We start from the raw sequence: 24,839 nt of genomic DNA, 5'->3' as shown, positions 1-24,839 counted from the left end.
GAATTATTCCTGATAAATAATAGAGTCTGGTTTTATTCCTTGTTCAACAAGTTCGTTATATATCTCTCTCGCAAACTTCTCAGAACAAACAATAATCCAATCTCGATCATTTTTTAATGTTGCTTCAATTGTTTTACCAAGCCAATTTGACCCTGATACCTTTTTATCGACCATTTGTGAGATTTCTAAATAGGGTAAATATTGAGATATATAGCTGGAAATTCTTCGACCTTTAACTCCGCAAGCATATATAACAACTCCGCAATTTGAAGGAAGCTTAGTAAGCCGACTTAGTAATTTTTTATCATGCTCATCAAGATAGAGTTGCAATGGCTGAAAACTGAATTCAGATAACGCTCGATATTTTAGGTAATGCTTAGTATAGGGGTGGTCACAAGTAAAGTGCCAAGGCTTCTCCGCTCCTGTATAGTGGATTATCTTGTGCTCAACATCTTGCGTTGAGCCAATCGCATTTGGGGCACTGTTGACTAAATACTGAGTTTGTAAGTTCCATCCGTTAGCAATTATCTTAACTCTGTTCTTTAAAACTACATTTAGTATGTCTTGATCATTGAACTTAACATTCGGGTGTTGCTCATAAGCTGCCCACAAGCGCTGAGTTATATTGGATGCTCGCCATCTGACCATGTCAATCATCATCATCCCAGCATTAAAGTAGCGGGCACCATCTACAAGGTTTTTGGCGTACATGCTATTAGAAACCAAAGCATCTTCAACAACAGCAGCAATCTCTCCATCAGTAAAGTCTAATGAAAATATTTCCGCCAGGTCAGTGAGCACAAGCATATCTGCATCTAGGTATAATATTTTATCAATATGCTCTGGAAGTATACTCGCCAATTCAAACCTAAAATAGGTCGCAACAGATAAGCGATTCTTAAATTCATCACTGACGTTTAAGCTACCAATGTGACTTGATGTGTACGAATAAAAGGATATTAAGGCATCAGAAGGTAGGCTTTTTTTAAGTAGTAATTTATTTTCGCCTGAAAGGCCTTGATGAATCACGTGATAATGAGGAACAAAAGATCGCGCTCTATTTGCTTCTATACTTGTTAGTAAAACTCCCAAAGGCTCGACAAATCGTTCGTCAATACAGAATACGAAATTAAACTCAGCCATTTTAATTGCCCACCAAACCATATTTTTTCAAAAAATGAACTAAAATGCTTTTCTGATAAACCTCATTGGTTTTTTTTACTAATTCCCCATTATCAAATTGATAAAGTTTGCCAAACAACCTATCGTTCCAGTAGTGCTGATTGTTATACAGCACACTATAGTTAGCAGGGGCGTTTCCTTTTAATGTTGCTGAATGAAAAAAGTAGGGTCTTATTTCGGTTGAGCAAAATAAGCTTTCCCCCAAACCTTCAACTTTGTTCTCAATCCCCAAAAGATCCATAAGAGTTGGAAAAATATCAAAGTGACATGACGACTCAAATTTATTTTTAGGACGATTTGCTAATTTGGGGTGCTGTAAAAAGAATGGAACTTGAAGTTGGGGAATAATTGAAGAGTTACTATGAAAATAATATCCAAACTCCCCAAAAGACTCACCATGATCGCCCGTCAACACAAATATAGTGTTGCTCAAATCGACTTTGGTTTTAAGTTTTGTCAGAAATTCATCCAAAATAAAATCAAACTCTTCGACTGCGTTGAGGTATTTCGACTTTTCACTCCCGTCTTTGTGACGGTTAAACTTTTCAGAGTTAACAACTTCATATGGCATATGTGTTTGGTCATTAATAATATGTAGAAAAAAAGGTCTTTCCTTTGAGTTAACTATCCCAGCAACTTCATCAACCATATTTAACAAACGATAATCTGCCTTTAACCCCTTGCTTGGCAAATCATTTGTTCCCCAAATTTTGTCAAACCCTATTCGCTTTAGCAGTTTCCAATAATCGTACAATTTAATATCAGCCAGATCTAAAAACATGCTGAAATAGTTATTTGAATTAAGCTCTTGTAAATAAAGCGGCTCTTTTCCGTAGAATACAGAGTCACTTTTGTTGTATGGGTTGTTAGAGTAGTGACCAGTATAAATTTGATTCGTTGCTACCGTTGTGTTCGGACATAAGCAATAATGATGCTCAGAAAACATAGCGTCACGAAAATGATTCTGTAATGTTTTCATATCTACAGAAGCATTTTTGTATGGTTTAACATAGGCTCCCAGAGATTCAACGGTAATCAGAATGACATTGGCGTTTTTGCATAGGCCAAATAAATCACTTTTGTTTTTGCTTTTGTTGCTTTTTCCTTTACCTTCAAATTCTCTGGCAATTTGAGAGGTGTCAACATCAGCTAAATCGGAATCCTTTAATGAACCAAAAAACATACTAGCCAATGTACTTGGGGCTGAATAAAAAGCTGTACCGCGTAACAAATAAAAATGAATAACGAGTGGCAGTATAGGCAATAAACTTACAACTATCTCGGTAGTTTGATCGGAGCCAAATGGAATAAAAGGCTGAAAAAACATGCACAGTATTGCTAGTACTACAGCTGAATATGGCGTTTTTAATGACAGTTTGTACTTTAATGTAAACCCCCCAATCAAAACTATACTTGTTAAAATAGCTGCTGATAGAAGGTGGCTATTAGGCGCTGCAATCAAAAGTAATAAAGGGCCCCAAAGCAGAACAGTCATCCAAAGGTTTTGTTTGACTAGATTTAGCGCAAATGAGCTGCCCTTTTGAATCCCTTTACTACCTGAAAAAAACCACTGGATACTCTGTGGTGTAAGCTCGATACGATATTGAACAAACAATAGTGCATCAATAAAGAGAAAAATACACCAGACTTGGACAAGTGCGAGAGAAAGAAATTGAATTGCAAATATGCTTGAAAATATACTCCCAACTAACGAGAACAGTGCAACAAATATGACGTCTCCAATGCAAAGATCAAAGAACAATGCACCTCTCTTAGAACGTATATTTTTACTAATTTGAACCAAAGGAAGACAAACTAAAAACGTTTGCATCCAGATAGTGACGAAATTGGAAAAGTTAGCACTCCACATACTAATGACCTAAAAGTTCTCAAAAACATTTGAGAACTTTTTATACATACGCTCAACTTCGTCTAACGAGAATTTTCTCGCACAAACATCATCCAACGATAGTGGGAGTTGAATAACTCGACCTCTATTACCTGAGCCGTCTTTTAAATGAATACTTGCTAAAAAACTTTCTCGTTTAAAACCGGCAATATAGCTAGAATACTCAACCCAAACGAGTTTCGAATCTAGCATACCGTTCAATTGTTTAATCAGAGCATCTATTTGAGAAGTGAATGAATCAAGAATTTGGAATTTAGGTATAAAAAACGCAGCATCAAGTGAACCTAATAACGCTTTATAGGCTTTTAATGCAGAAGTGTAATCCAAATTAAAAACATTCGAGCCATCCCTAAAAAGCGACAACTCTGATTTATTTTCAATAAATTTAGGTTGAATGACTACTTTTAGATCTCCCTCAGAAAATTGCTTAGAGAACAAAGACAATACTTCGGATAAATTCTCACCCCACCCATTTACCAAAATCGTAGAACCATTACAGTCTAGCTTTTCAAAGCACTCATCAGAATCCCAAACGTTTGCATCGACGTAAAGCAACCTATTAGATGGCTCATCTTGAACTGTCCCATCTAAAACTTGTGTAGCCTTGTTAATTCCTTCAAAAAATTTGTTGGCATATGGTTCTGAATTCAGAAAATTAAAATGAGTAAACTTAGTGTTATGCCGACAAAAAATCAACTCTCTAGCTGCTGACAAAGAAATAGAATGGTCTAGTTTAATAATCTCGCTTACATCACTTATGACGCAATCAAGAGCATTACTCCAAGCAAATTTAACTTTCTCAATAGAATCTGAAAGTGCCCCATCTTTTTTAGAGCATAAAAGCAATTTGCTAAAAAAAGCATTAGCATAATTTACCGTTCCGTAGAGCAAGAAAAACAACAATGATTTACTGTGAGAGTAGGATGCAAACAACATTTCCTTTTGTCTTTGAACTAAGTACTCAATATCTTTTTCTGAACCAGAAGTACTGTCAACCAAATCTTTTAATGCTTTTAATTCAAATACCAAATTTTCTTGTTTAAATTTTTGCAAAAGTTGCTCGAGATATGAAGAAGAATTATCTCCTGTATAAAATACATCGCGTTTGAAATTTGCCACGCATGTTGCTTTATTGTCGCGTGAAGAAACCAACAATACGCTGTCCAAAATTAAAGGACTCGCACCGCGAATACTAGCGCCATCTGATGCATTGAAACACTCAATTTTTCTTGAGGATAAGGTTTGTTCGATTATTGTTTTAGAAACTTTATATTCGTGCTTGGTGAAAACGGTTGGCCGAAAATTTCCAGGAATGACTAATGAAGTATTATTTTTATCTTGGTAGTTATAAAGCTCTTTACCTTCTTCTAAGTAATATCCTGATTGCTGGGAGTGATGGTTAACTGGATCGACAAAACCTAAATCAACTCCAAACAAATATACCTGATTAAACCCTACATTTGTAAATAAGTTTAATGCAAAGTTCGACACAGTTGGAAAAGCAAATTTAAGCTCTTCGTAGTTTTCTCTGCCTAGTATAGTTAAGGCTGAAATCGTAGATGACTCACCCTCTTTAAATGCTAAATATACATCTTTAAACAAATCACAGGTATCAGGGTGAATACCATTACAGCTAATTAAACTAATTTGTTTAAGGTAGTCAAAATCGCCGATACGACATATCCAGTCGAAGGTTGAACGGTTCTGCTCTATCTCCGCATGAAAATCAGGCACTATGCCGTTTTTGTATAGTGGCATAAGTGCTGTACCGCAGGAAATAACGATAGCCTGCTCTTTCCACTCTTTAATAGTTTCTATGCTTTTATCTAACGAAGGTCCGTTACCAACCAAAAATATAGGCACTTCTTTATCTTGGTAACTGAGCTTTTTCGCTGCATCTTTAATTAAAAATGGGTAGCCACGCGAAATAGTTTCTGTGGTGTGGGCTATACCATACCTTGCGTGGTCGTAGTATTCCCCCATCGAGATTACAACCTGGAGCTGTTCACGCAGTTGGGCTACGGCGGCAACTAAGTTTGAATTGTAATAACTTTGGTAAAAATAGGTATTGGCTAAAATATACGGGCCAATTGAATAAAACTGGTTTAATAAGTCGCGGAATAAATGTGTGCCATCGTCACCAATATTTAAGTATAAACGCGCGCCCGAATCGTCAATTTGTTTTAAATATTTTGCCCAATCAATCGCATGTAATGAAGCATAAAAGAAGTCTCGATTCGGCTCACAAATAAATAAATTTTCAACACTGTGATTGGCAAACAAACTATCTAGTTGGTAACCAGTGCCTATACCAAATACGATCAAAGATTTTATATCTTCTGGCAGTTGGCCTGCTTCCTCTTCTAACTCTTCTAAAATTTTTTCGGTTTCAGCAACAAATTGATAGTGTAAATAATGTTTAAGCTTAGTGCCTTTGTAACCTAAAACTAAACCGTCTTTATTTGGGTAACGGCTAAAATTAGCAAAGTTCTGTTCACCTTCAATTTTAGGATGATCTCCATGCCAACAAGCTAATGTGTTATTTTCAATTAGGTTTATTTGTTTATCGGCATGTAAAACTGTATTCCAAGTTTTACTTTGATACTGCTCGAACTCTTTCGCTATCGCTGGGTAATATTTTTTGAATGCCGCTATATTATTTTCAAAGAAGCTTGAATCGCTCTTTTCTACATCTTCAACTGTGTCTAACTCAATGGATTGTGTCCAAATAGGGATATAGTTAGCTGCGCTTTGCTGTTTAACTCGTATGCCGTTGGTTACACAATAGTGCCAAGTATGATCACGTAAACTTGCCGCTACTGAATCAAAAATTGGATGATGGTAATGCTGATACAAATAAAACTGTTCAAACGGAAAATGCTGATTTAGCTCTGACAAGTCTGCGGTAATGTCACGGCCATCTTTGTTTACTTGTAAATAAATCGAAGTTCTTTTAGCTTTGGCTTGGTCAAGAATACTTTCCCAATCAGTCGCCATCACTGAACACTGAAAATACTGCACTTCTGGCTCGTAAACCACTAAATGGCGAATATTGTGATTTGCAATGAGAGACTGGATATGTCTACCTAAACCTATGCCAAGTACAACTAAAACCTCAATATCTTTTGGTAAAGCGGTTCGAGATAAATATTCTTGGTAGTTGGCTAATTTTGATAGGCCTAACTTGTTATTTTTACTGCTTTCGTCTTGTTCTGAATCTTCATCTTGTTCGGCTATACTGTCCGCTACAAGTTGAACGTTTTGTGGAAAACGGCAAAATTCTTGATACTGCTTGTCAATTTCTTGTAGTGGGTTCAGTCCATACAAGGTGCGGCCATTGCCATAATCAACAATGTTCTTTTCACCAAATTTGTTACAGATTAAAGCTGCGTTCGATGTTTGCACATGTTGCACTAGCTCTAATAAACTAGGAATATGATAACTAAAGGCTTGGATATTACGTGCATGAATGCGTTTTATGTCGGCCGCTAAAGTCGCTTCTATTTCGCTTTGTTTTTCTTCGTCTTGTTCTATATGTAAGCGAATATCTTTTAACATTATCTAAACTCTAATTCCTAGCTATTGGGGCTATTAATACTTGTAGTGTTGATAAAACATTCAAGCAAGTTCTGCCCATCCCAAACTGTATCAAATGCCAATGCTTGGCCTATTTGCACGCTGCGTTTACCCACATACAAAGTCTCACTCAAGGTTTGGTCGTCAATAATCACGGACTGCAATTTTTCATTACTAGTAATTGCAGCAACATCATCAATATCAGTTTGCAACACTAAACCATTGCCTGAATGGGCAGCTAACATTTCACTTGTCAATTTTTTGACTTTACATTGGCCTAGTGGTCCTATGCTTTTTATCTTAGCAAATGACTTGCCAGTATGGTTGGCTAATTCAATTCCATGTTCTACCGCGAGTTTTTGCAGCAGAATATGCTGTTCAACTTTGTTGCTCATGGTCAGTTGGTTGCGGCTATTCGGCAGCAAGTTTTCTATGTTTGACCAAAAGTCTTGTTGTTTTTCTTCTGGCACATTTAACCAATAAATAGCTTTAGGTGACGAGCAAGCTTGCTGATTAAATGGCAATACATCGGTTAAAAACTGTTGCGCGGTTTGTTTAATATCTTTATTTAAGCTCAGTAGCGCTACTGAATATCTGTCAGGAAACTCTATTTGTTTGGTATTTGGCTCTATTTGGCTAATTGCGGCTATGCTTTGGTCGCCCCCCCAAATTACCCTTAAATCACACCATCGGCTTAGTTGCGCGGTTACGTTTTCGAGTTGCGCTGAATATTCAGCCACGGCTAGGTAGTTAGCGAGCAGTTTACCTGTTGGGCTTTGGCAATATAATTTTAAGAGCTCCACCAGCATGCGGGTAATATCACCACTACGCTCACTGATGCGCACTATATTTTGGTTGCCACATAAAACCGACAGTAAAGCTGAGTACAAAAAAACTGTATCGACATTAGCCGGTGCTATATGAAAAACCTTACCTGCAGTTTTACCAACTAGGGGGCGCACCTTGTCGGATGCAACTTGCTCTGCTTGCAATTGTTTTAAATGTGCCGGCCTAAACCAATAAGCTAACGCGATAATTTCTGGAAACTGTTTTAGCTCGGCTTGTTTTAATATAAAAGTCGAAAAGCCTGCAACTGCCTCAACCAGCTTGTTTTGCCAAGCTAGGTTGTTTTGAGGGTTGGCGAAGTTCTCAGTTTTCAGTGGCCATTTAACCGCTTCGATAAATTTAAGAGAATGTGTCACTACACCCCCTCACTTGCGAATTTGGCACTCGGCCATGCAAAGTAAAATATTTGCCTAAACGACCACATGGGCAGTCGTCTTCACCATGAATAACTGCTAAATCTTCGGTTAAGATACTGTGGCCTGGGTAACTGGTCGGTAGCGCTGAGTTCACTTGCAGCAATCCTTGTTGGCCATTTTTTAATTGTGCCAAGCTGTTAATATCACGCACTACTACATCTGACCATACAGGGCAATGTAAATGACCATGCTCGCATTGCATATAAATAGTGCCGGTTTGTTCAACCATGCCATAGTAGTCATGCACGCTAACATCACCTAGTTGTGCATTTATTTGTTGTTTAAAAGTTTTATCATCCACGGCTTGCTGCTGCATTTTTTTCCATCCTCCACCGTGAATTAATATCGCCTGCTGCAAGTTAAACTTTAATCCTAAGCTTTGTAAAGCTTGAATAAATTGCTGCCAAACAATAAAAGTAAAACCAAAAATAAATATTTGTTGGTTGTGATATCGCTCAATAAAACTTTTAACCTCATCAATACGCAACTGCATGTTTTCATCAAGCGCGTAACAATGGTTGCGACCAAAAAAAGACATGCCTTGTAAACCAGCCGCGCGGGCGCTCATGCCGTTTTTATTTTGCATGGTTTCTTTCGCATCAATAATCAGCATGGGTCTGCGCTGTTTGCCTAACCAATGTTGCAGCGTTTTCACCAGAATTTGGCTTTGTAATTTAGCTGAATCAGCGTCTAAATAAATTTGTGATTGACGGCCACTTGTACCAGATGAGCGCATTAAACGAAACACTTCATCATCTTTAATGCTTTTTAGGCCGTAGTCTTTAAATAACCTAGCTGCGACTGGTGGCACTTGCTCTATGTGTTCGATATTACACATTGGCGAATTAGCTTCACCAATACAAGTTAATAGCCGTGCATATTCGGGGCAATGTGCTGCATGATGGTGGGTCAACCAATTTAACCTTTGTTGTAAAAACGCCTGCTTTTGCACACTATTTAAGCCGTATACTGGAAACTGGCTAAATACAGCAGCATTGTTATAGTCATCAATTTGCATATAACACCTGCTGTTTTAATTTGTTGTAATCAACTTTGTGGTTGGCAGTAAGTGGCAGTTGCTCTATGTGAACTACCCGTAAGTAGCTTGCATGCACTGACAACAATTCAGTTGCATATTGAATTAATGGATGCTGAATTTGCTCTAAGTGATTTGCTGCTAATTTGCCTGCCATAACTAACACTAACTTATCATCTTCACCTGATGCGAGTATTTGAGCTTGTTCGGTTAAGTTTCTAGCTAAATTTGACTGGCTTAACCAAGCTTCTACTTCGTCTAAATTTATCCGTTTGCCAACTATTTTGATAAAACGTTTGAGTCGACCAATTATTTTATAGTCGCCTTCGGCATCAAGCTCGGCTAAATCACCTGTCGCTAACCATTCGGTTTTCTCTACCTGTTCGAGCATTTGTCTGTTTTGTGCTAAACCTAAACTCACATTGCCTCCACGATAGTACAACTCACCTGCTTGGGTTGATTGAATGCTGCTACCTTGGTTATCGGCGTGATCAGCTAGATCATTAACCAGTTTAAATTCACCACCCGGAATAGCTTGGCCAATATAGCCGACTTTTTCTGGTAGTTTATCCGGTTGCAGATAAGCCATACGTGCAGTCGCTTCGGTTTGCCCATACATGATAAATAGCTGTTTGTGGCATGAGCCATCATTTTGTTGCTGGATATATTCATGCAATTGCAAAATTAACGAGTTATCTAACCTCCCACCCGCTTGCGCGAATAATCTTAACGACTGTAGCGGCAAACGTTTTAAACCTAAACGCAATAACATTTGATAAAAAAACGGCACGCCATATAAACACGTTGGCTGATATTGTTTGAGCAACGCCCATAAGTTTTTATCCATAGGTGTTGAATTGCTCAGCACCAACTGACTACCGCTTGCGATATGAGTATGAATAACCGACAAACCAAAACTGTAAAACATGGGCAAGGTCGTCACTACAGAATCATTCGCTGTTAGTTGTAAATATTGACAGATAGATTGGCAATTCGCTTGCAGGTTATCCGCAGTTAATTTGACGTATTTGCAACTGCCAGTAGAGCCGCTGGTTGTTAGCAATAATTTGATATCTGGATGAATAGTTTGTGTTGGTAAAAACTTTAGTGGTAATTGTTGGATTAGACTCTGTTTAGTGCTGTGAGCCTCGGCTGATGCCGCTAGCAACGAGTTAATCAGGCTTTTATCTAACAATAAGTTTATTTGATAATTTTGGATAATTTGTTGCTGTTTAAGCTTGTCTTGGCCACTTTCTAGCAACAGCAAACAATGTTGGCTGCGTAAAAGCGCAAAATACACCACTAGACAATTGAGGCTGTTGTCACTTTCAATAGCGACTAAGCATTTACCTTGTTGCTCAAATAACAACTGAAATACAGTTTCGACTTGGCTAACGGTTTTATCAAACTCTGCATAGTTCAACTGCACACCGGTTTTGCCATCTATAATGTGACTCGTCGTGTTTTGTGCAATTTGTTGAATATATTGAGAGCTGTAAAAATGCATATTGTTTTTCAGTATTTTATTTTTATATAGCTATGGCAGAGTTAAACCACCATCCACCGCAATCTCTTGTGCGGTAATGTAGCTTGCTTTGTCTGATAATAAAAATTCAATTAACTCAGCTACATCATCAGCTTGACCTAATCGTTTGAGCATAGTTTGTTGTTGCAATGATTGTTGCTGCTGCTCGTTATAGTGTGCAACTAACTCGGTTTGAATAAAACCTGGTGAGACGCAATTTACCCGAATACCTTGAGCGCCTAGCTCTTTCGCTAAACTTTTAGTTAAACCAGATAGCGCTGATTTTGCCGCAGCATACACGCTCTGCCCTGCAGCACCTTGGTTTGCGACTACTGACGAGACAAATACAATAGAGCCTTGTTTTTGTCTTAGCATAAATCGGCTCGCATATTGAGCAAGCTCAATTGCACTGGTTACATGCAGTTGTAATTGTTGGTGAATCTCCACTGGTTTTAACATCATCAAGGGTGCTTCGTACAAACTACCAGCACAGTGTACTAAACCATAAAGTGGCAATTTAAATTGCTGCACTTGTTTAAATAAACTGGCGACAACGTCAGTTTCGGCTAGATCTGCCGTTAAATATTCGATGCGGATAGCTGAATTAGTTGTTAGCAGCTGAGCTTTTACCTCTGCCAACTTGTCGGCATTACGGCCGTGTAAAATAAGACTATAACCAGCGCGAGCCAACAGCTTAGCACTCGCGAATCCTATACCGCCTGATGCGCCTGTTATTAAAATTGTTTTATTACTATTTAAAGTTTGCATGCTGGCTCTTGGGTTTAGTGATATTAGCAGAGGATGTGTACCTACTTGGGGGTTTACGTGGAGGTGGGGTTTTAATTATCGCAAAAACGCTGTAAATACATCCTTGTACGCTCTGCTTTTTCATCCCTGAAAAAGAGGTTTTGCTCCCAATTAATACCCCACCACCACTTTTAACCATTGTGCTATATTCGGTCGACGAGCAATCTTAGTACTTAGCCACAATCTCTTTTGCCTTGGCAAAAGAACTCATATCAATGATATCGTCGGTATCCAACATAATACCAAAAGCCGCTTCTATCTCAGCCACCAGCACCATATGCGCGGTCGAATCCCACTTTGGGTGTTGGCTGTATGCCAGCTCATCATTAACTTCTGCGGCATCTATTGCTAATGCACTAACAAAAGCTTCGGCTAGTTTATCTGTGTTAATTTCTGTCATAACAAAACCTAATTTGAACGGTTGCGACTTAATAAACGCTTAACCATTTGAGTCGCTTTTTTATAGTTATCGGCAGTCAAACTAATTTCTATAAATTCATTATCATCAGCTATTGGGGAGAGTTGGTACCCCAAAGCTTGATTATATTTTAACGCTGCCGCATTGCTGCTACGCACTTTACTTTTCAATTCAATAATTTGCAATTGTTCAAACAGATAATCATTGAGTAATAACGACGGTGCGAACGCTAACATGTTGTTGCGGTATTCTGGTGTGGCGATATATAAACCAACTTCGGCTAATTTGCAGTCAGTTAGATCTAATCCGTCTGAACTACGCACGTTTATTGAGCCAATAAGCTGTTGTTTATATTGAATGATGTAATGCAACTGTTGCTGACTGCGTTCTATTTTATCAAACCAATTTTGGTGCTGCTCTGCAGAGATCAGTGCGGTATCACCCATTTGCGTGCGAATATCATCTTGATTGCGCCATTCGCGTAATAGTTGAAAATTTTCTCGGCTGACTGGAATCAACTCTATTGCATAGCCTGTTAATACTTTTCTCATAGTTTTGAATTTAATACCTAATTTGTACCGCACAAGGTAACCGCGGTCAGAACGGTGTAATCAAGCCCCCTTGAAGCATAATTTTCTAAAAACGCTGTAAACCCAATCCCTGGGCGCTCTGCTTTATCGTCCCTGATAAAGAAGTTTTAGAAAATCAGCATTCAAGTACGCTTTTATCTAACTTCTTTAGCGCTGTTAGAAATACGATCGCAATACTAGTTTTCGATGCCAATGCAGCTAATTTAATGAAGATGGATAGGCGTGTTAGGTTCAAAACGTCCAATCGGTAGGGATACCGTTTGAGAGCGGGCCATGGATGGCCTTGCAGCGGTTTTGAACCTAATACCCTATTCATCTTCTTGTTGCACAGTTACCTTCGGTTTACACAACCAAACACTTCAATACAACTGTGCAGCCAATTTAAAGAAGGTGAATAGGAGTGTTAGGTTCAAAACTTCCAATCGGTAGGGATACCGTTTGAGAGCGGGCCATGGATGGCTTGCAGCGGTTTTGAACCTAATACCCTATTCATCTTCTTGTTGCACCGTGAGTAAGTGCAAACAAGCTGAGTCGAAGCATAATTTTCTAAAAACGCTGTAAACCCAATCCCTGGGCGCTCTGCTTTATCATCCCTGATAAAGAAGTTTTAGAAAATCAGCATTCGACTAAGCTTTTATCAACTTTTGACAACAACCGAATCAACACATTCTCAGCCCCTTTAGCAATAGGTTTAGACAACCCCTGCTGAAGTTCCAAAATACGCTGATATTTAACTAACCAATCACCATTGCACATATTGTTAATTAAGCAAACCAACTCATCGTCCGGCAATCCATCCCGACAATCTAACAACTCAACCCAGCCTTGCTGCTTAGCAACCAAAGAATTACGAACTTGATTATCTGCAACAACCAGCAAAATTGCAGGCGTTTGCATCGAGAATAATTCAAATTGTGCAGAGCCTGCGGCAGATACAACAAATTTAGCAGAGGCAAGTAAAGCAGCCATATTCTCTGGTGCATATACGTAATTGATATGTTCAGGTAACTGGTTAATTTGTGCTTTTAATTGTTCAGCATGCGGATAATTTTGCCCTATCACCACAGTGATTCGCTGCGGCTGAAGGAGAGGTTTTTCACAAGCTTGTATAACAGGCCAAGTTAATTCGAGTGGGTCTGTGCCACCCATAGTGATCACTATACCTTGACGTCCATCTGCTGCAACCAAAGCCTGCTCAGAAAATTCTTGCCTTAACAATCTAAATTCATCACCAGCGATTACTTTATCCATAGCCAACCAGTTTGAATAATCTGGCACAGTTTGCAAGTTAACCGATGGGTTAATTATGTAATCAGCTAAATATGGTGGGCAATCTGCATTGTCGTCTATTTGCACTAAAGTGGCAGCTAACTGCTGGCAGCTTTGTTGCAGCTGCTGTTTAAAATCTGTCGAATAATGATAGCCATCTAAAAAAACGAAGTTGTGCTCAGATTTAACTAGATGTTTAGCAAGCAACTCTCCCAAACCTTGTTGAGGCTGTTGCTCTGTTTTTTGTGAAGGATAACCTGCTAACAAAAAGTCTGCTTGCAGTATTTTTTCAGCGTACTGAACATTGTTTTCAGCACAAATAAACACGCAATCGATTTGCTGATTTTTTGCAGCCTGCGCCAAAGCCAAACAACGCATAAAGTGGCCAGCGCCAATTTTTGGGTTAATATCTACTACAAAAACAATCACACGCTTTCAGCTTGAAAATCAACAATATGTTCGGCCAACAAGGCAGAGCCCGCAGCCAAATCTTGACTAAAGCTTTGCCCTAGCACTAATGGTAAATATTTAGGTGCTAAACCTATTGCTGGGCGAACTATTTTGACGTTGCTTTTGTCGATAACGTCACCCGCTTTTACATCTTGGGTAACAAAAATAGAACGGCGATAGTATTTAGATTTTTCTTCAGCCGCACTGCCGCCATAAGTAACTTGCCCCAAAGCCGCAAATGCTTGCTGACTGTTTTCAACTAAATCGGCAAATTCTTGTGGCTCTAATGAAAATGCAGCATCAACGCCACCTGCATTTCTATCCAGCACAAAGTGTTTTTCAATCACACACGCACCTAAAGCAACCGAAGCCACTGCAACACCTATACCGCGGGTATGATCAGACAAACCTATGTCACAGCCAAATCTTTGCTGCATGTCGACTATGGTAGATAAATGAGTATTTTCTGGGCTGGCTGGATAGGTGCTGGTGCATTTTAGTAAAACAACTTGTTTATTGCCGGTCGCGTAAACTGTTGCTAATGCTTGCTCTATTTCCTCAATACTCGCCATACCTGTCGACATTATGATGGGTTTGCCGGTTAAAGCCGCTTTTTTGATTAGCGGCAAATCTGTTAATTCAAACGAAGCTATTTTATAACAAGGTACATTTAAACTTTCTAAAAAATCGACCGCCTCTTCATCGAACGGAGAGCTAAATGCAATTAAACCTAAGCTGTTTGCATACTCAAATAACTCAGCATGCCATTCATAAGGTGTGCAAGCTTGCTGATACAGCTCGTGTAAATGCGCACCATACCATAATGAGTCTTTTTCTTGAATGCGAAAGTTATCTGAGTCTACCGCCAACGTCATTGAATCAGCGGTGTACGTTTGCAATTTAATTGCATCTACACCTGATTCAGCGGCAGCGGCTATCATTTTTTTCGCTAACGCTAAATCTTGATTGTGGTTGCCGGATAACTCAGCAATCACAAAAGGTTTATGTCCTTTGCCAACTAATCGGCCTGCAATAGAAATCGATTCTGCCATTTTTTAACTTGCGTCCGTTTTATACTTTAGCTGCAACTATTTCATCAACACATTCAATCACTGTTGCCGGTTTAACACAGTTACATAATAACTGGCTCGCTGGTGCGTCATTTGCGGCAAGCTGTTGAAAACATGCAGGGCACTCACCGGTTGGATCAGTTGCAAAATCTGGCATCAATATTTGTGGTTCGGTCGCGCCGGATATCAATAAAGTTTGTGTCCCTGCAGCTTTGCCTAACCATAAAAATTCACTCGGTGGCGTGATGACTAAATCACACGCTGCTAACTTTGCCAATTTTTGTCGCATTGGCATATCAGTAAAAGGTTCTGACCAAACAAATATGCCTTTGTCTTGTAGCTGTTGTTTAAGTTGATTTAAGTGCGGATAATTCGGCACAGCATTGGTTGCTAGTGCCACTTTGTATTTACCAGCAGCTTGTGTTAGCAGCTCTGCGTCTGGCTCAACTGCTATTTTCATATCAAATTTAAGCGTGGTAAAGCCACAGCAGGTTTGCAAAAAGTGTTGTGGAAAGCCGTCTTGAGGTAAATCACCAGTCTGCCACCAAGCACCATATAAACTATCCATTTTTGGAAATGTGCTTAACATAAACGCCATTGGGTCGTTTACATATTCAGGTTTTAATTGCTGCGACTGAAATTGATCAATTAACTCTTGCACCGACAAACTCATATAGTTGCCCATTACACGCTCGCCCGCATCTTTTAAGAAACGCGCTAAAAAACACGGCATAAAGCTAGTGTCTAAATTGATAATTTGATCATACGCTTCACCCACTATAGTTTCGGCTAAGCCCAAAAATGACTCCATAGCTGGGATAAATGCATCAGGCCAGTCTTGGCGACCTAAATTAATATGTTTTACATTCGGCTCTGCCAACTCAACGATATCTTTACCTTGAGCAAAACTTAAAAAAGTAATTTCCGCATTAGGATATTGTGCCTGATAATAACGAATGGCAGGCACTGCGATTGCTGCTACATCTGCAACATTGAGTAATCGCATGATTAAAATTTTGATTGGTTGTGCTGATGTCATAATTTACCTGCTATTTAAAATTTATTGCTCTATACATTAATTCGGCAGTTTGCCAATCTTCTGAAGTATCAATATCTTGTACACGTGATCTAGGCATAAAAATTGGAATGCTGTGTTTAGCAAACATGCCTTTTTTATCTAGGAAATCTTGGCTACGTCCCCAATAAAATTGCCCAGCATCGTGAAATGCTTCAACTAAATCTTGTGAACGTTTGCCGATATGTTCTTTATACATGGGCTCAACCCCTGTGGCATCTTCACTATGTGCTTGTAACGCTCTTTGTACTGGAAACGGAAAGGTGCAAACTGAAAACGCAAAAGATTTTTCGGGCTGCTTTTGCAACTCGTTAAAACCTGCGAACAAGTATTCCGCCGTGAGTAACGGCGCGGTTGCATAAATACAGCAAGCATATTGATAGTTATGTCCTTGCTCACGCATGTAGTTAATCGCGTGATTCACCACAGGTGTTGTACCTGTGAAATCATCCGCCAATTCTTTTGGGCGAATAAAAGGAATTTCCGCTCCATATGCTTGGGCTACTTCAGCTATTTCTTCACTATCGGTTGAAACGATTATTTTATCGAATAAACCAGACTGTTTGGCTGCGGTAATGCTGTAGGAGATTAAAGGTTTACCTTCAAACAGTTTGATGTTTTTTTTAGGTATACGTTTGCTGCCACCGCGTGCTGGAATTATAGCTATTGCGGATTGTGACATAACACATCCTTGAGCTGCTCAATTACATAGTCTTGCTCAGCAATTGTCATAGTTTGATACAAAGGCAAAGTTAAGGTGTTTTTTGCATAGGCTTCTGCGTTTGGAAAATCACCCGATTTAAAGCCAAGCTGCTGATAATAAGGTTGCAAATGTACCGCTGAATAATGGACATTTGCCTGAATTTTGCGCGCGAGCAAAGTGTTATAAACTTCTAATCTATTTTGCCCATTAAGCTCAATGGCGAATAAGTGCCAAGCACTAAAATTAACTTGCTCTATGCTGGGTAACTTAACCAGTGATTGAATTTCTAATTGGGCAAGCGCATCAAAATATCGCTGCGCCAATAAACGCCTTTGTTGAATAAATGAATCAAGCCGGTTTAACTGACTGATACCCAATGCAGCTTGCACGTCGCTCATGCGGTAGTTGTAGCCAAGGGTGAGTTGTTGATAGTACCACGGCCCTTCCACCTCTCCTTGCATTAAATCAGCATCACGGGTTACACCATGTTTAGCAAATAAAGTTGCTTGTTTGAGCAAGTATTTATCATTGGTTAATAACGCACCACCTTCTGCTGTAGTGATTGATTTAACCGGATGAAAACTAAAAATAACAAAGTCAGCATACTGGCAATGACCTATTTTAGATTTGTCAGTCAAATATAAACCACCTAAAGCATGACAAGCATCTTCAATAATTTTGACCTTGTATTGCTGACATAACTGATAAATTGCCTGCATATCGCAACTAAAACCAGCAAAATGAACCAAAATAAGCGCTTTCGGTAATTTATGTAGCTCTTGTGCTTGTTGGAGTTTTTCTTTTAGCGCTTGCGGGCAAATATTGCGGCTGCTTGGGTTGATATCAACAAAATCGACATCAGCTTGGCAAAAACGAATGCAGTTAGCAGTAGCAACAAAAGTTATTGGCGTTGTCCAAACGACATCGCCTTTTGTTACCCCTAATGCTAAACAGGCTAGGTGTAAGGCTGACGTAGCACTATTCACAGCAAGTGCATAGTTTGCGCCTGTGTATTCAGTGAGTGCTTTTTCAAAAGCTGGTACTTGTTGCCCTTGGGTTAAATACTGGTTTTGCAGAACATCGACAACTGCGTCTATATCCGTTTGATCTATATGATGTTTGCCGTATGGGATCATAAATCTTTGTTCAGCTCAATTAGCTCATCCACTGAAAGGAAATGTGGATTGGTGCCTGAATGGTATTCAAATTTACTGCTAACCTCTTTACCCTTTTCACCAAGTTTGTTTTCTGAGTAATCTACATTACGCTCAAAAAACTTAATTGCTGGAATAATCACATAATGATCGTGAAACTCTAAAGTTTGATGGGCTACTTCTTCTGGCACCATAACTTCATGCAGTTTTTCACCTGGGCGTATACCGATAACTTCATACTCCCGACTGCCAGATATAGCTTCAACTAAATCAAGAATATTAACTGAAGGTATTTTCGGTACAAAAATTTCACCACCGCGCATACGCTGAAAGTTTTTAACCACAAACTCGACACCTTGCTCTAACCGCAACCAAAAGCGTGTCATTTCAGTATGAGTTACCGGTAAAGGCAATTTTCCTTCTGCCACTCGTTTTTTGAAAAAGGGTACAACTGAACCGCGAGAACCAACTACATTGCCATAACGCACTACGGCAAAACGAGTGCCATCAGCACCTGAAATATTATTCGCTGCAACAAAAAGTTTATCTGAAGCTAGTTTGGTCGCGCCATATAAGTTAACTGGATTGGCCGCTTTATCTGTTGATAAAGCAATAACACGATTAACCCCTGCTTCAATAGCGGCTTCAATGACATTTTGTGCGCCCATGATATTGGTTTTAATACACTCCATAGGATTGTATTCAGCAGCAGGCACTTGTTTTAATGCTGCTGCGTGCACTACATAATCAACATCGCGCATTGCTGTGATAAGCCTGTCTTTATCACGCACGTTACCGATAAAATAACGCATTGCAGGGCTATCAAAGGTTTCCTGCATTTCGTACTGTTTGAGTTCATCTCTGGAAAAAACAATTAGTTTTTTAGGCGAGTAGTTTGCCAACACGTGTTTTATAAAACAGTGGCCGAAAGAACCTGTTCCGCCTGTGACTAAAATTGATTTACCATTAAACACTACAAAAATCTCCGAGTTATCGGTATTGCCGAATTGCCTTTCGCCCTTTTACCAATTTGGTTAAGTCGTTTTGTGCTTGTTTAACTAGCTGATTACAAACACGAATTAGCTTATTATTGACCTCAGTTTCAGCTAAAGCAAATTCTTTTTGCTGTTCAGGCGCTGCACCTAGCTGTTCGAGTGTACTTTGCACACAATCGTCTCTTTGTTCTATCAGAGACAAAAGCTCTGTATCGTCAACATTGTCAGCAGATAATTGTTCGATAATTAATTTGTTAATGGAGAGAAGATCTTCAGGTGTATGGGTGTGGTTTAAATCTGTTTCTAACAAACGCGTTGGCACAGTAGCGACTTTAGCATCCATGCTAACTTTGCTTTTTTCATTCATGTTTAAACAGCACTTTGTTGTTTTTGACGCTGCATCTCATAAGCTTCTTGTTTTGCTTCTTCTGGTATAGAAGCCCAAGCCGATTTAATAGGCAACATCAAACCAATTACTTCATCAATAATGCTTTGGCTGTTTTGCACATGCGCATCAGTTAGGCGGTTAACCATAAAATCATACAAAGCAAACAAGTTATCCGTTACTTCACTTTCAACGTCAAAATCTAATGTATCGCGTAAATTAACTATGATGGCTGAAGCTTTAGATAAATGCACTGACTTACCTTCAAAGTCTTTGCGCTCCATACACCCTTTCGCATAAGCCATTTTATCAATAGCACCTTGCATTAACATTAATGTTATTTGGTGTGGATCAGCCTGTGCAATCTGCTGTTTAATATTACCTTTTTGGTATGCATTAATACCGCGTTTAAACATGATACTCACCTATTGTTAGAAAAATGCCGTCGACAATGACGCACTTAATGCACTACCCGTACGCTGTAACTTAGCTACGGTTAAATCTAAATTAATATACTTATTTCTGAGCAATTGCTCATAGTCTGCCATTTGCACCTCAAAACGTGCTCTGTCATCACTTAATAATTCTTTTTCGTCTTTAAATGATTGTTCACGAGTGCGTAATAAACCACCAAAAGTCGTGTATTCATAGACAAAATCATACAGTTTGTTGGCGATACCGTCATCGTCATCGGCAAATAATGCTGCAATTTCATCATAGTAGTCTTCTAATGCATCATCGAGCATTTCTTGACCACTGCCTAAGCCAAATTCATCGGTTTCGGAAATTTGCAATTTGCCGTCATCATCAAATGAAATGCCTATTTGGAAAAGAGTACTCAAAGAAGAAGCGCTAACACTTGAGGTAATAATGGAATCTAAACCTGATTGAATGCTACGTGCCATATAGTCACCAGCAAGCGCGCCATCATCTTCTAGTTCAGAGCTACCGTATTTAGTCAGTGTTTGTATTTCAGAAATAAGCGAGTTGTAGTTATCAACAAAATCGGTAATTTTATTTTTTAAACCGTCTTTGTCGTAACCTATTTCTAAAGTCGAAGCTTCAAAATTGCCTAAACTGTCAACGCTGCTTAACTCCAGAGCTTCAAAGCTAACGTTTTCTATAACATTTTCGAAAGTATTTGATTCACTCTCAACGTCTATACCGTCAATATTTGCTTTAGCATTTTGTGCGCTGGTAATACTCACATTACCATAAGTGGTTGTTTCAGTTGAATCAACTGTCGCTATTTGCTCTAAATCAGCAATATCACCATTATTCACTATGCTTAGATCATTACCATCACCTGTGGTATCAGAAGTAAAAACCAGTTTTGCCCCTGCAGCCGTACCTGTATCAATAATGCTCGCGGTTATGCCAAAATCATTGCCCGACGCATTGTTTACCGCATTACGCAAACCAGACAAGGTCATGCCTGCAGTTACGTTTATGGTAAAACTATCGCCCGTCGAATCGATTTTGAAAGTTAAAGTGCCAGCAGTTGAAGAGACTGTGCTAGAAGAGCTGGTATATTGACCATCAGCGGTTTGAATCCGGCTACCAGCCGCAAGTTGCTCAATGGTAATGGCATAAGAACCGGCAGTTGCGCTATTTGATGCTTCTGCGGTGAAAGGACCAGATGCGTCGCTATCGCTTGACACATCTGGATGGCTGGCTAATGCTTTACGTCCTTGCAATTCATAGCTACTTCTTAAATCATCAACAGATGACTTAAATTCATCCATTTTTGATTTGAGCGTACCAATAGCTGATATAACTGTTTCCAGGTTCTCTTCACGAGCATCAAATCTATCTTGTTTTGGTTTACGTTCAGCTTCTAATAGCTGCTGAACAAGGCCACTTAAATCTAGGCCTGAACCAACACCAATTGATGAAACTGACATACTTACCTCACAAAAAAAGATTAGACTTCGCGGTTAATCAGCACCCCTATTGCTTCGCCTGCATCAGATCGCAGTTCACTAATACGTTGTGCTAACTTCAACATTTCTTCCGATGGTATTTGGCGAATAATTTCACCCGATTCGGAATCTGTTACTTTTATAACTGATCTATTGCTTGAATCATCATAATCAAAATTTAACTGACGATTCTGCGCGTTAATAAATTCAGATACTTCAGCAACAGCATTATCTAAAATGCTTTCACTACCCTCAATAAGGTTATCGGCTTCAGTCTCAGCAACTTTAGTCGATTCTGTTACTTTTATTGTAGGATCGTTAGCAGTTGATGCAACCGAATCGTCGGAATTTTGGCGATTTTCCGCAGTATAACGACCTGAATTCAGATCATTACTTGCGTAAGCAAATAGACTGCCACTTTTTTCTAATTGCACATCCATAAATCACCTCCGTTAACTCAGTTTATTGGCAAGGCTAATAAACAAAGGGTTTAAAAGCCTTACTAAAACAAACTTACATTAACCTAATAAAGATAATGCACTTTGTGGACGTTGGTTCGCTTGACTTAAAACTGACAAACTTGCTTGTTGCACAATTTGATTACGTGTTAATTCAGCTGTTTCTGTCGCAAAGTCAGTATCACGAATTTGTGAACGTGCTGACGATACATTTTCAATAACGTTACTTAAGTTACGGATAGTAGATTGAAAACGGTTCTGCAACGCACCTAGGTCCGCTCGTGCTCCACCGATTGTAGAGATAGCTGCATCGATTGATGTTAACGCAGCAGAAGCATCGCCTGTAGTTGCAACGGACAAACTCGCTAAACTTAAACCAGATGCACCATAACCACCTGAACGAGATAAGTTTACAGAAATAGTTTGACCACCGTTTGCACCCACTAAGAATGCAGCTGAATAAGTACCTGTTAACAAATCCACACCTGCGAACTGTGTATTTGCACCAATACGGCTAATTTCAGTTTTAAGAGCTGAAACTTCTTTCTGTAACGCAGTACGGTCAGCAGAGCTGTTGATACCGTTTTGCGATTGAACCGCTAATTGACGAATACGTTGCAAAGAAGACGTAATTTCTTGCATTGCACCTTCAGCAGTTTGCACTACTGAAATACCGTCATTTGCGTTACGTACCGCTTGATTCAAACCTTCAATTTGGCTGGTCATACGAGCCGCAATTTGCATACCAGCAGCGTCATCAGCGGCACGGTTAATACGGAAACCCGAAGACAAACGTTCAAATGAAGTATTTAAACGATCTGAAGAGTCCATCAATTGACGCTGTGCGTTCAACGATGAAACATTAGTATTTACGAACATACCCATAGTAGTTACCTCCTGAGAACTGCTTTAGGTTCCCTCAAACCTGTGCAAAGTCAGTTCGCCAAAAATTTAACTCTTTCGAGTCACCTCTAAAGCTTTGAAAGTCGGCCCCTCAACCTCATTTCAAAATTTATATTTCCCCTCATTAAAAGTTATCGGCACTTTCTGAATATCCTTTAGCTTTTTTTTCTATTTTTTTTAAATTAATTTTCTTTTTAAAAATCAATGAAGTGGAATAAAAATCAAATCATATCCTGCAAATAAACTAAATTATTTATCCGGTAAAATCGAAAATTGTCAGGTTTATTTGGATATTTTTTGCGATAGCCACATCTTCAAACCAGCAAGAATGATTAACCATTGAATTTACATTCAGCTCAATTTATATAGAATGGCGCTCGCAGAGGAGGTCGCTTTTATATGTTTAATCTGTTCAACAAGCAAAATATACGCGGCGATATATTGGGTGGTATTACTGCTGCAATAGTGTCGCTTCCACTTGCACTAACATTTGGCGTTGCTTCAGGTTTAGGGCCAGAGGCAGGTTTATATGGTGCATTACTTGTTGGTTTGTTCGCTGCAATTTTTGGCGGAACACCCACTCTAATTTCAGAGCCTACAGGCCCAATGACAGTACTTATGACTGCTGTCATAGCTTCTTTCATCGCGGCAGATCCCGAAAATGGTGTTGCCATGGCATTTACCGTTGTAATGATGGCGGGCGTATTTCAAATACTCTTTGGCGCGCTCAAACTCGGTAAATATATTACCTTAATGCCCTACAGCGTTGTTTCTGGCTTTATGTCAGGTATAGGGTGTATTCTGATAATTATGCAGTTGGCGCCAGCTCTCGGCCAATCATCACCGAGTGGCGGTGTGATAGGTACATTAGGCAATTTACCAGACATTTTCGCGAATATCAGCATTGCAGAATTTTCTCTATTTGTAGCTACACTCGCGCTACTATTTTTAACCCCTAGTAAAATTACCCGTATTATCCCAGCGCAATTAATTGCTTTAGTCTTTATTACCCTAGCTTCAATTTATTTTATTGACGGCGCAGACATCCGCCGCATAGGTGAAGTTTCAGTTAGTTTACCCGAGTTAGTTTTACCAACTTTCACCGCGAGCCAATGGCAAAGAATGGTTGTTGAAGCGGCCGTGTTAGGCATGTTGGGTTGTATTGATTCAATGCTAACTTCCGTTATTGCCGACAACCTCACCAGAACTGAACATAAGTCAAACAAAGAACTTATAGGTCAAGGTTTAGGTAACCTAATTTCAGGTTTATTCGGCGGTTTACCGGGCGCAGGTGCAACTATGGGCACTGTAGTTAACATTCAAGCGGGTGCACGCACAGCATGGTCTGGCGTCACGCGAGTAGTCGTATTGGCGGTTGCGATCTTTGGTGCAGCATCTTTAATTAGTGTTATCCCATTAGCTGTGTTAGCCGGTATAGCCGTTAAAGTGGGTGTCGATATACTAGACTGGAGCTTTATCAAACGTGCTCATAGAGTATCGTGGCAATCAACGCTAATTATGTACTCTGTGTTAACCCTAACCGTACTAGTTGATCTTATGGTTGCCGTTGGTATTGGTTTATTTGTGGCGAATATCATTATTATTGAGAAATTGAGTCGCAGCCAATCACAACAAATTAAAGCGATTTCTGATATGGATGATGAGTTACCGTTAAACAAAGCTGAGCGCGAACTACTTAATCAAGGTAAAGGCAAAATATTATATTTTTACTTAAGTGGCCCTATGATTTTTGGTGTATCTAAAGCGCTTGCACGTGAACGTTCATCGATTGAGAATCACGACTCCATTATTATTGATTTAAGTGATGTGTCATTAATTGACGATACGATATCACTGTCGATTGAAAATATGATTTTGGAATCGCTCGACGCCAACAAACAAGTTTGTGTGATTTATCAATTGGAAGCAAACAAAAGCAAGCTATGCGGAATGAGTGACGGACAGCTATCCGAAGAGATGTTTGTCCGTTCTCGAGAACAAGCTTTACTTAGAGCCAATGAATACCTGCTTCGACACGGCAATGTCTCAGAAGCAAGCCTTCAAGCTTAAATTTTAAAAAGCGCCATTTCACGGCGCTTTTTTTATATTTGCAAATAAGGCTGCAGAGACATTATTAATATAACCTCAGC

General features: G+C 39.3%; 21 protein-coding genes. 1 reads left to right on the top strand and 20 read right to left on the bottom strand.

All coding sequences use genetic code 11. The annotated features are described in order from the left end of the window. Positions 1-3 precede the first annotated feature (3 nt). The 20 genes from WSC_RS0114985 to WSC_RS0114890 all read right to left on the bottom strand — a co-directional run bounded on the left by WSC_RS0114985 (position 4) and on the right by WSC_RS0114890 (position 22,671). A complete protein-coding gene (locus WSC_RS0114985; protein WP_157447312.1) occupies positions 4-1,143 on the bottom strand; it encodes a glycosyltransferase family 8 protein in 1,140 nt (379 codons plus the stop codon). 1 nt (position 1,144) lies between these two features. Continuing rightward, entirely contained in the window at positions 1,145-3,052 is a 1,908-nt protein-coding gene (locus WSC_RS0114980) for a sulfatase-like hydrolase/transferase (protein ID WP_016956762.1), read from the bottom strand. 9 nt (positions 3,053-3,061) lie between these two features. Beyond that, the gene (locus tag WSC_RS0114975; RefSeq protein ID WP_016956761.1) at positions 3,062-6,649 is read right to left on the bottom strand and encodes a motility associated factor glycosyltransferase family protein; all 3,588 of its coding nucleotides are present in this window, start codon (positions 6,647-6,649) and stop codon (positions 3,062-3,064) included. 17 nt (positions 6,650-6,666) lie between these two features. Continuing rightward, entirely contained in the window at positions 6,667-7,869 is a 1,203-nt protein-coding gene (locus WSC_RS0114970) for an acyl-CoA reductase (RefSeq protein ID WP_016956760.1), read from the bottom strand. Then, positions 7,853-8,947 (bottom strand): LuxE/PaaK family acyltransferase, encoded by a 1,095-nt coding sequence (locus WSC_RS0114965; RefSeq protein ID WP_016956759.1) that lies wholly within the window; start codon positions 8,945-8,947, stop codon positions 7,853-7,855. Before WSC_RS0114965 ends, WSC_RS0114970 begins: the two co-directional genes overlap by 17 nt. Further along, positions 8,937-10,472 (bottom strand): AMP-binding protein, encoded by a 1,536-nt coding sequence (locus tag WSC_RS0114960; protein ID WP_016956758.1) that lies wholly within the window; start codon positions 10,470-10,472, stop codon positions 8,937-8,939. Before WSC_RS0114960 ends, WSC_RS0114965 begins: the two co-directional genes overlap by 11 nt. 30 nt (positions 10,473-10,502) lie before the next feature. Beyond that, complete coding sequence (locus tag WSC_RS0114955; protein ID WP_016956757.1) at positions 10,503-11,258, bottom strand: SDR family NAD(P)-dependent oxidoreductase; 756 nt, start codon at positions 11,256-11,258, stop codon at positions 10,503-10,505. Between the two features lie 205 nt (positions 11,259-11,463). Then, positions 11,464-11,697 carry an acyl carrier protein gene (locus WSC_RS0114950; RefSeq protein WP_016956756.1) on the bottom strand — a complete coding sequence of 78 codons (234 nt, stop codon included), beginning with the start codon at positions 11,695-11,697 and terminating at the stop codon, positions 11,464-11,466. Positions 11,698-11,705: 8 nt separating this feature from the next. Next, complete coding sequence (locus WSC_RS0114945) at positions 11,706-12,266, bottom strand: GNAT family N-acetyltransferase (RefSeq protein WP_016956755.1); 561 nt, start codon at positions 12,264-12,266, stop codon at positions 11,706-11,708. A 654-nt stretch (positions 12,267-12,920) separates the two neighbouring features. Beyond that, positions 12,921-14,003: a UDP-2,4-diacetamido-2,4,6-trideoxy-beta-L-altropyranose hydrolase gene (pseG, locus tag WSC_RS0114940; protein ID WP_016956754.1), complete on the bottom strand. Its 1,083-nt coding sequence runs from the start codon at positions 14,001-14,003 to the stop codon at positions 12,921-12,923. Beyond that, complete coding sequence (gene pseI, locus WSC_RS0114935; protein ID WP_016956753.1) at positions 14,000-15,076, bottom strand: pseudaminic acid synthase; 1,077 nt, start codon at positions 15,074-15,076, stop codon at positions 14,000-14,002. Before pseI ends, pseG begins: the two co-directional genes overlap by 4 nt. A gap of 19 nt (positions 15,077-15,095) precedes the next feature. Next, a complete protein-coding gene (locus tag WSC_RS23015; protein ID WP_016956752.1) occupies positions 15,096-16,133 on the bottom strand; it encodes a hypothetical protein in 1,038 nt (345 codons plus the stop codon). A 10-nt stretch (positions 16,134-16,143) separates the two neighbouring features. After that, on the bottom strand, positions 16,144-16,851 hold the full coding sequence (gene pseF / locus WSC_RS0114925; RefSeq protein ID WP_016956751.1) for a pseudaminic acid cytidylyltransferase: 708 nt from the start codon (positions 16,849-16,851) through the stop codon (positions 16,144-16,146). After that, positions 16,833-18,008 (bottom strand): UDP-4-amino-4,6-dideoxy-N-acetyl-beta-L-altrosamine transaminase, encoded by a 1,176-nt coding sequence (gene pseC / locus WSC_RS0114920; RefSeq protein WP_016956750.1) that lies wholly within the window; start codon positions 18,006-18,008, stop codon positions 16,833-16,835. The genes pseF and pseC overlap by 19 nt, the downstream gene beginning before the upstream one ends. After that, positions 18,005-19,000 (bottom strand): UDP-N-acetylglucosamine 4,6-dehydratase (inverting), encoded by a 996-nt coding sequence (gene pseB / locus WSC_RS0114915; RefSeq protein WP_016956749.1) that lies wholly within the window; start codon positions 18,998-19,000, stop codon positions 18,005-18,007. The genes pseC and pseB overlap by 4 nt, the downstream gene beginning before the upstream one ends. 16 nt (positions 19,001-19,016) lie before the next feature. Then, the gene (locus WSC_RS0114910; protein ID WP_016956748.1) at positions 19,017-19,388 is read right to left on the bottom strand and encodes a hypothetical protein; all 372 of its coding nucleotides are present in this window, start codon (positions 19,386-19,388) and stop codon (positions 19,017-19,019) included. A gap of 2 nt (positions 19,389-19,390) precedes the next feature. Next, positions 19,391-19,822, bottom strand: coding sequence for a flagellar export chaperone FliS (fliS, locus tag WSC_RS0114905; protein ID WP_016956747.1), 432 nt, complete (start codon positions 19,820-19,822; stop codon positions 19,391-19,393). A gap of 15 nt (positions 19,823-19,837) precedes the next feature. Beyond that, positions 19,838-21,310 (bottom strand): flagellar filament capping protein FliD, encoded by a 1,473-nt coding sequence (gene fliD, locus WSC_RS0114900; RefSeq protein WP_016956746.1) that lies wholly within the window; start codon positions 21,308-21,310, stop codon positions 19,838-19,840. Positions 21,311-21,330: 20 nt separating this feature from the next. Continuing rightward, positions 21,331-21,768 carry a flagellar protein FlaG gene (locus WSC_RS24300; protein ID WP_016956745.1) on the bottom strand — a complete coding sequence of 146 codons (438 nt, stop codon included), beginning with the start codon at positions 21,766-21,768 and terminating at the stop codon, positions 21,331-21,333. A 78-nt stretch (positions 21,769-21,846) separates the two neighbouring features. After that, complete coding sequence (locus tag WSC_RS0114890; RefSeq protein ID WP_016956744.1) at positions 21,847-22,671, bottom strand: flagellin N-terminal helical domain-containing protein; 825 nt, start codon at positions 22,669-22,671, stop codon at positions 21,847-21,849. Between the two features lie 417 nt (positions 22,672-23,088). Between WSC_RS0114890 and WSC_RS0114885 the strand changes: the two genes are divergently transcribed. Further along, complete coding sequence (locus tag WSC_RS0114885; protein ID WP_016956743.1) at positions 23,089-24,759, top strand: SulP family inorganic anion transporter; 1,671 nt, start codon at positions 23,089-23,091, stop codon at positions 24,757-24,759. The last annotated feature ends 80 nt before the right edge of the window (positions 24,760-24,839 follow it).

The sequence above is a fragment of the Catenovulum agarivorans YM01 genome (genome assembly GCF_000281085.1).
In the GTDB taxonomy this organism is placed as follows: domain Bacteria; phylum Pseudomonadota; class Gammaproteobacteria; order Enterobacterales; family Alteromonadaceae; genus Catenovulum; species Catenovulum agarivorans.
Note: the sequence above shows the minus strand (reverse complement) of the source record. Positions and strands in the feature narration are given on the sequence as shown.

What these genes read in the sequence shown, in the direction of transcription:
- pseF (WP_016956751.1), bottom strand. Translation starts at nt 16,851, where the DNA reads ATGTCACAATCCGCAATAGCTATAATTCCAGCACGCGGTGGCAGCAAA.
- pseI (WP_016956753.1), bottom strand. Translation starts at nt 15,076, where the DNA reads ATGGCAGAATCGATTTCTATTGCAGGCCGATTAGTTGGCAAAGGACAT.
- WSC_RS24300 (WP_016956745.1), bottom strand. Translation starts at nt 21,768, where the DNA reads ATGGATGTGCAATTAGAAAAAAGTGGCAGTCTATTTGCTTACGCAAGT.
- WSC_RS0114910 (WP_016956748.1), bottom strand. Translation starts at nt 19,388, where the DNA reads ATGAATGAAAAAAGCAAAGTTAGCATGGATGCTAAAGTCGCTACTGTG.
- WSC_RS0114885 (WP_016956743.1), top strand. Translation starts at nt 23,089, where the DNA reads ATGTTTAATCTGTTCAACAAGCAAAATATACGCGGCGATATATTGGGT.
- WSC_RS0114960 (WP_016956758.1), bottom strand. Translation starts at nt 10,472, where the DNA reads ATGCATTTTTACAGCTCTCAATATATTCAACAAATTGCACAAAACACG.
- fliS (WP_016956747.1), bottom strand. Translation starts at nt 19,822, where the DNA reads ATGTTTAAACGCGGTATTAATGCATACCAAAAAGGTAATATTAAACAG.
- WSC_RS0114980 (WP_016956762.1), bottom strand. Translation starts at nt 3,052, where the DNA reads ATGTGGAGTGCTAACTTTTCCAATTTCGTCACTATCTGGATGCAAACG.
- WSC_RS0114975 (WP_016956761.1), bottom strand. Translation starts at nt 6,649, where the DNA reads ATGTTAAAAGATATTCGCTTACATATAGAACAAGACGAAGAAAAACAA.
- WSC_RS0114945 (WP_016956755.1), bottom strand. Translation starts at nt 12,266, where the DNA reads ATGAGAAAAGTATTAACAGGCTATGCAATAGAGTTGATTCCAGTCAGC.
- fliD (WP_016956746.1), bottom strand. Translation starts at nt 21,310, where the DNA reads ATGTCAGTTTCATCAATTGGTGTTGGTTCAGGCCTAGATTTAAGTGGC.
- WSC_RS0114890 (WP_016956744.1), bottom strand. Translation starts at nt 22,671, where the DNA reads ATGGGTATGTTCGTAAATACTAATGTTTCATCGTTGAACGCACAGCGT.
- pseC (WP_016956750.1), bottom strand. Translation starts at nt 18,008, where the DNA reads ATGATCCCATACGGCAAACATCATATAGATCAAACGGATATAGACGCA.
- WSC_RS23015 (WP_016956752.1), bottom strand. Translation starts at nt 16,133, where the DNA reads ATGACATCAGCACAACCAATCAAAATTTTAATCATGCGATTACTCAAT.
- WSC_RS0114985 (WP_157447312.1), bottom strand. Translation starts at nt 1,143, where the DNA reads ATGGCTGAGTTTAATTTCGTATTCTGTATTGACGAACGATTTGTCGAG.
- WSC_RS0114950 (WP_016956756.1), bottom strand. Translation starts at nt 11,697, where the DNA reads ATGACAGAAATTAACACAGATAAACTAGCCGAAGCTTTTGTTAGTGCA.
- WSC_RS0114955 (WP_016956757.1), bottom strand. Translation starts at nt 11,258, where the DNA reads ATGCAAACTTTAAATAGTAATAAAACAATTTTAATAACAGGCGCATCA.
- WSC_RS0114965 (WP_016956759.1), bottom strand. Translation starts at nt 8,947, where the DNA reads ATGCAAATTGATGACTATAACAATGCTGCTGTATTTAGCCAGTTTCCA.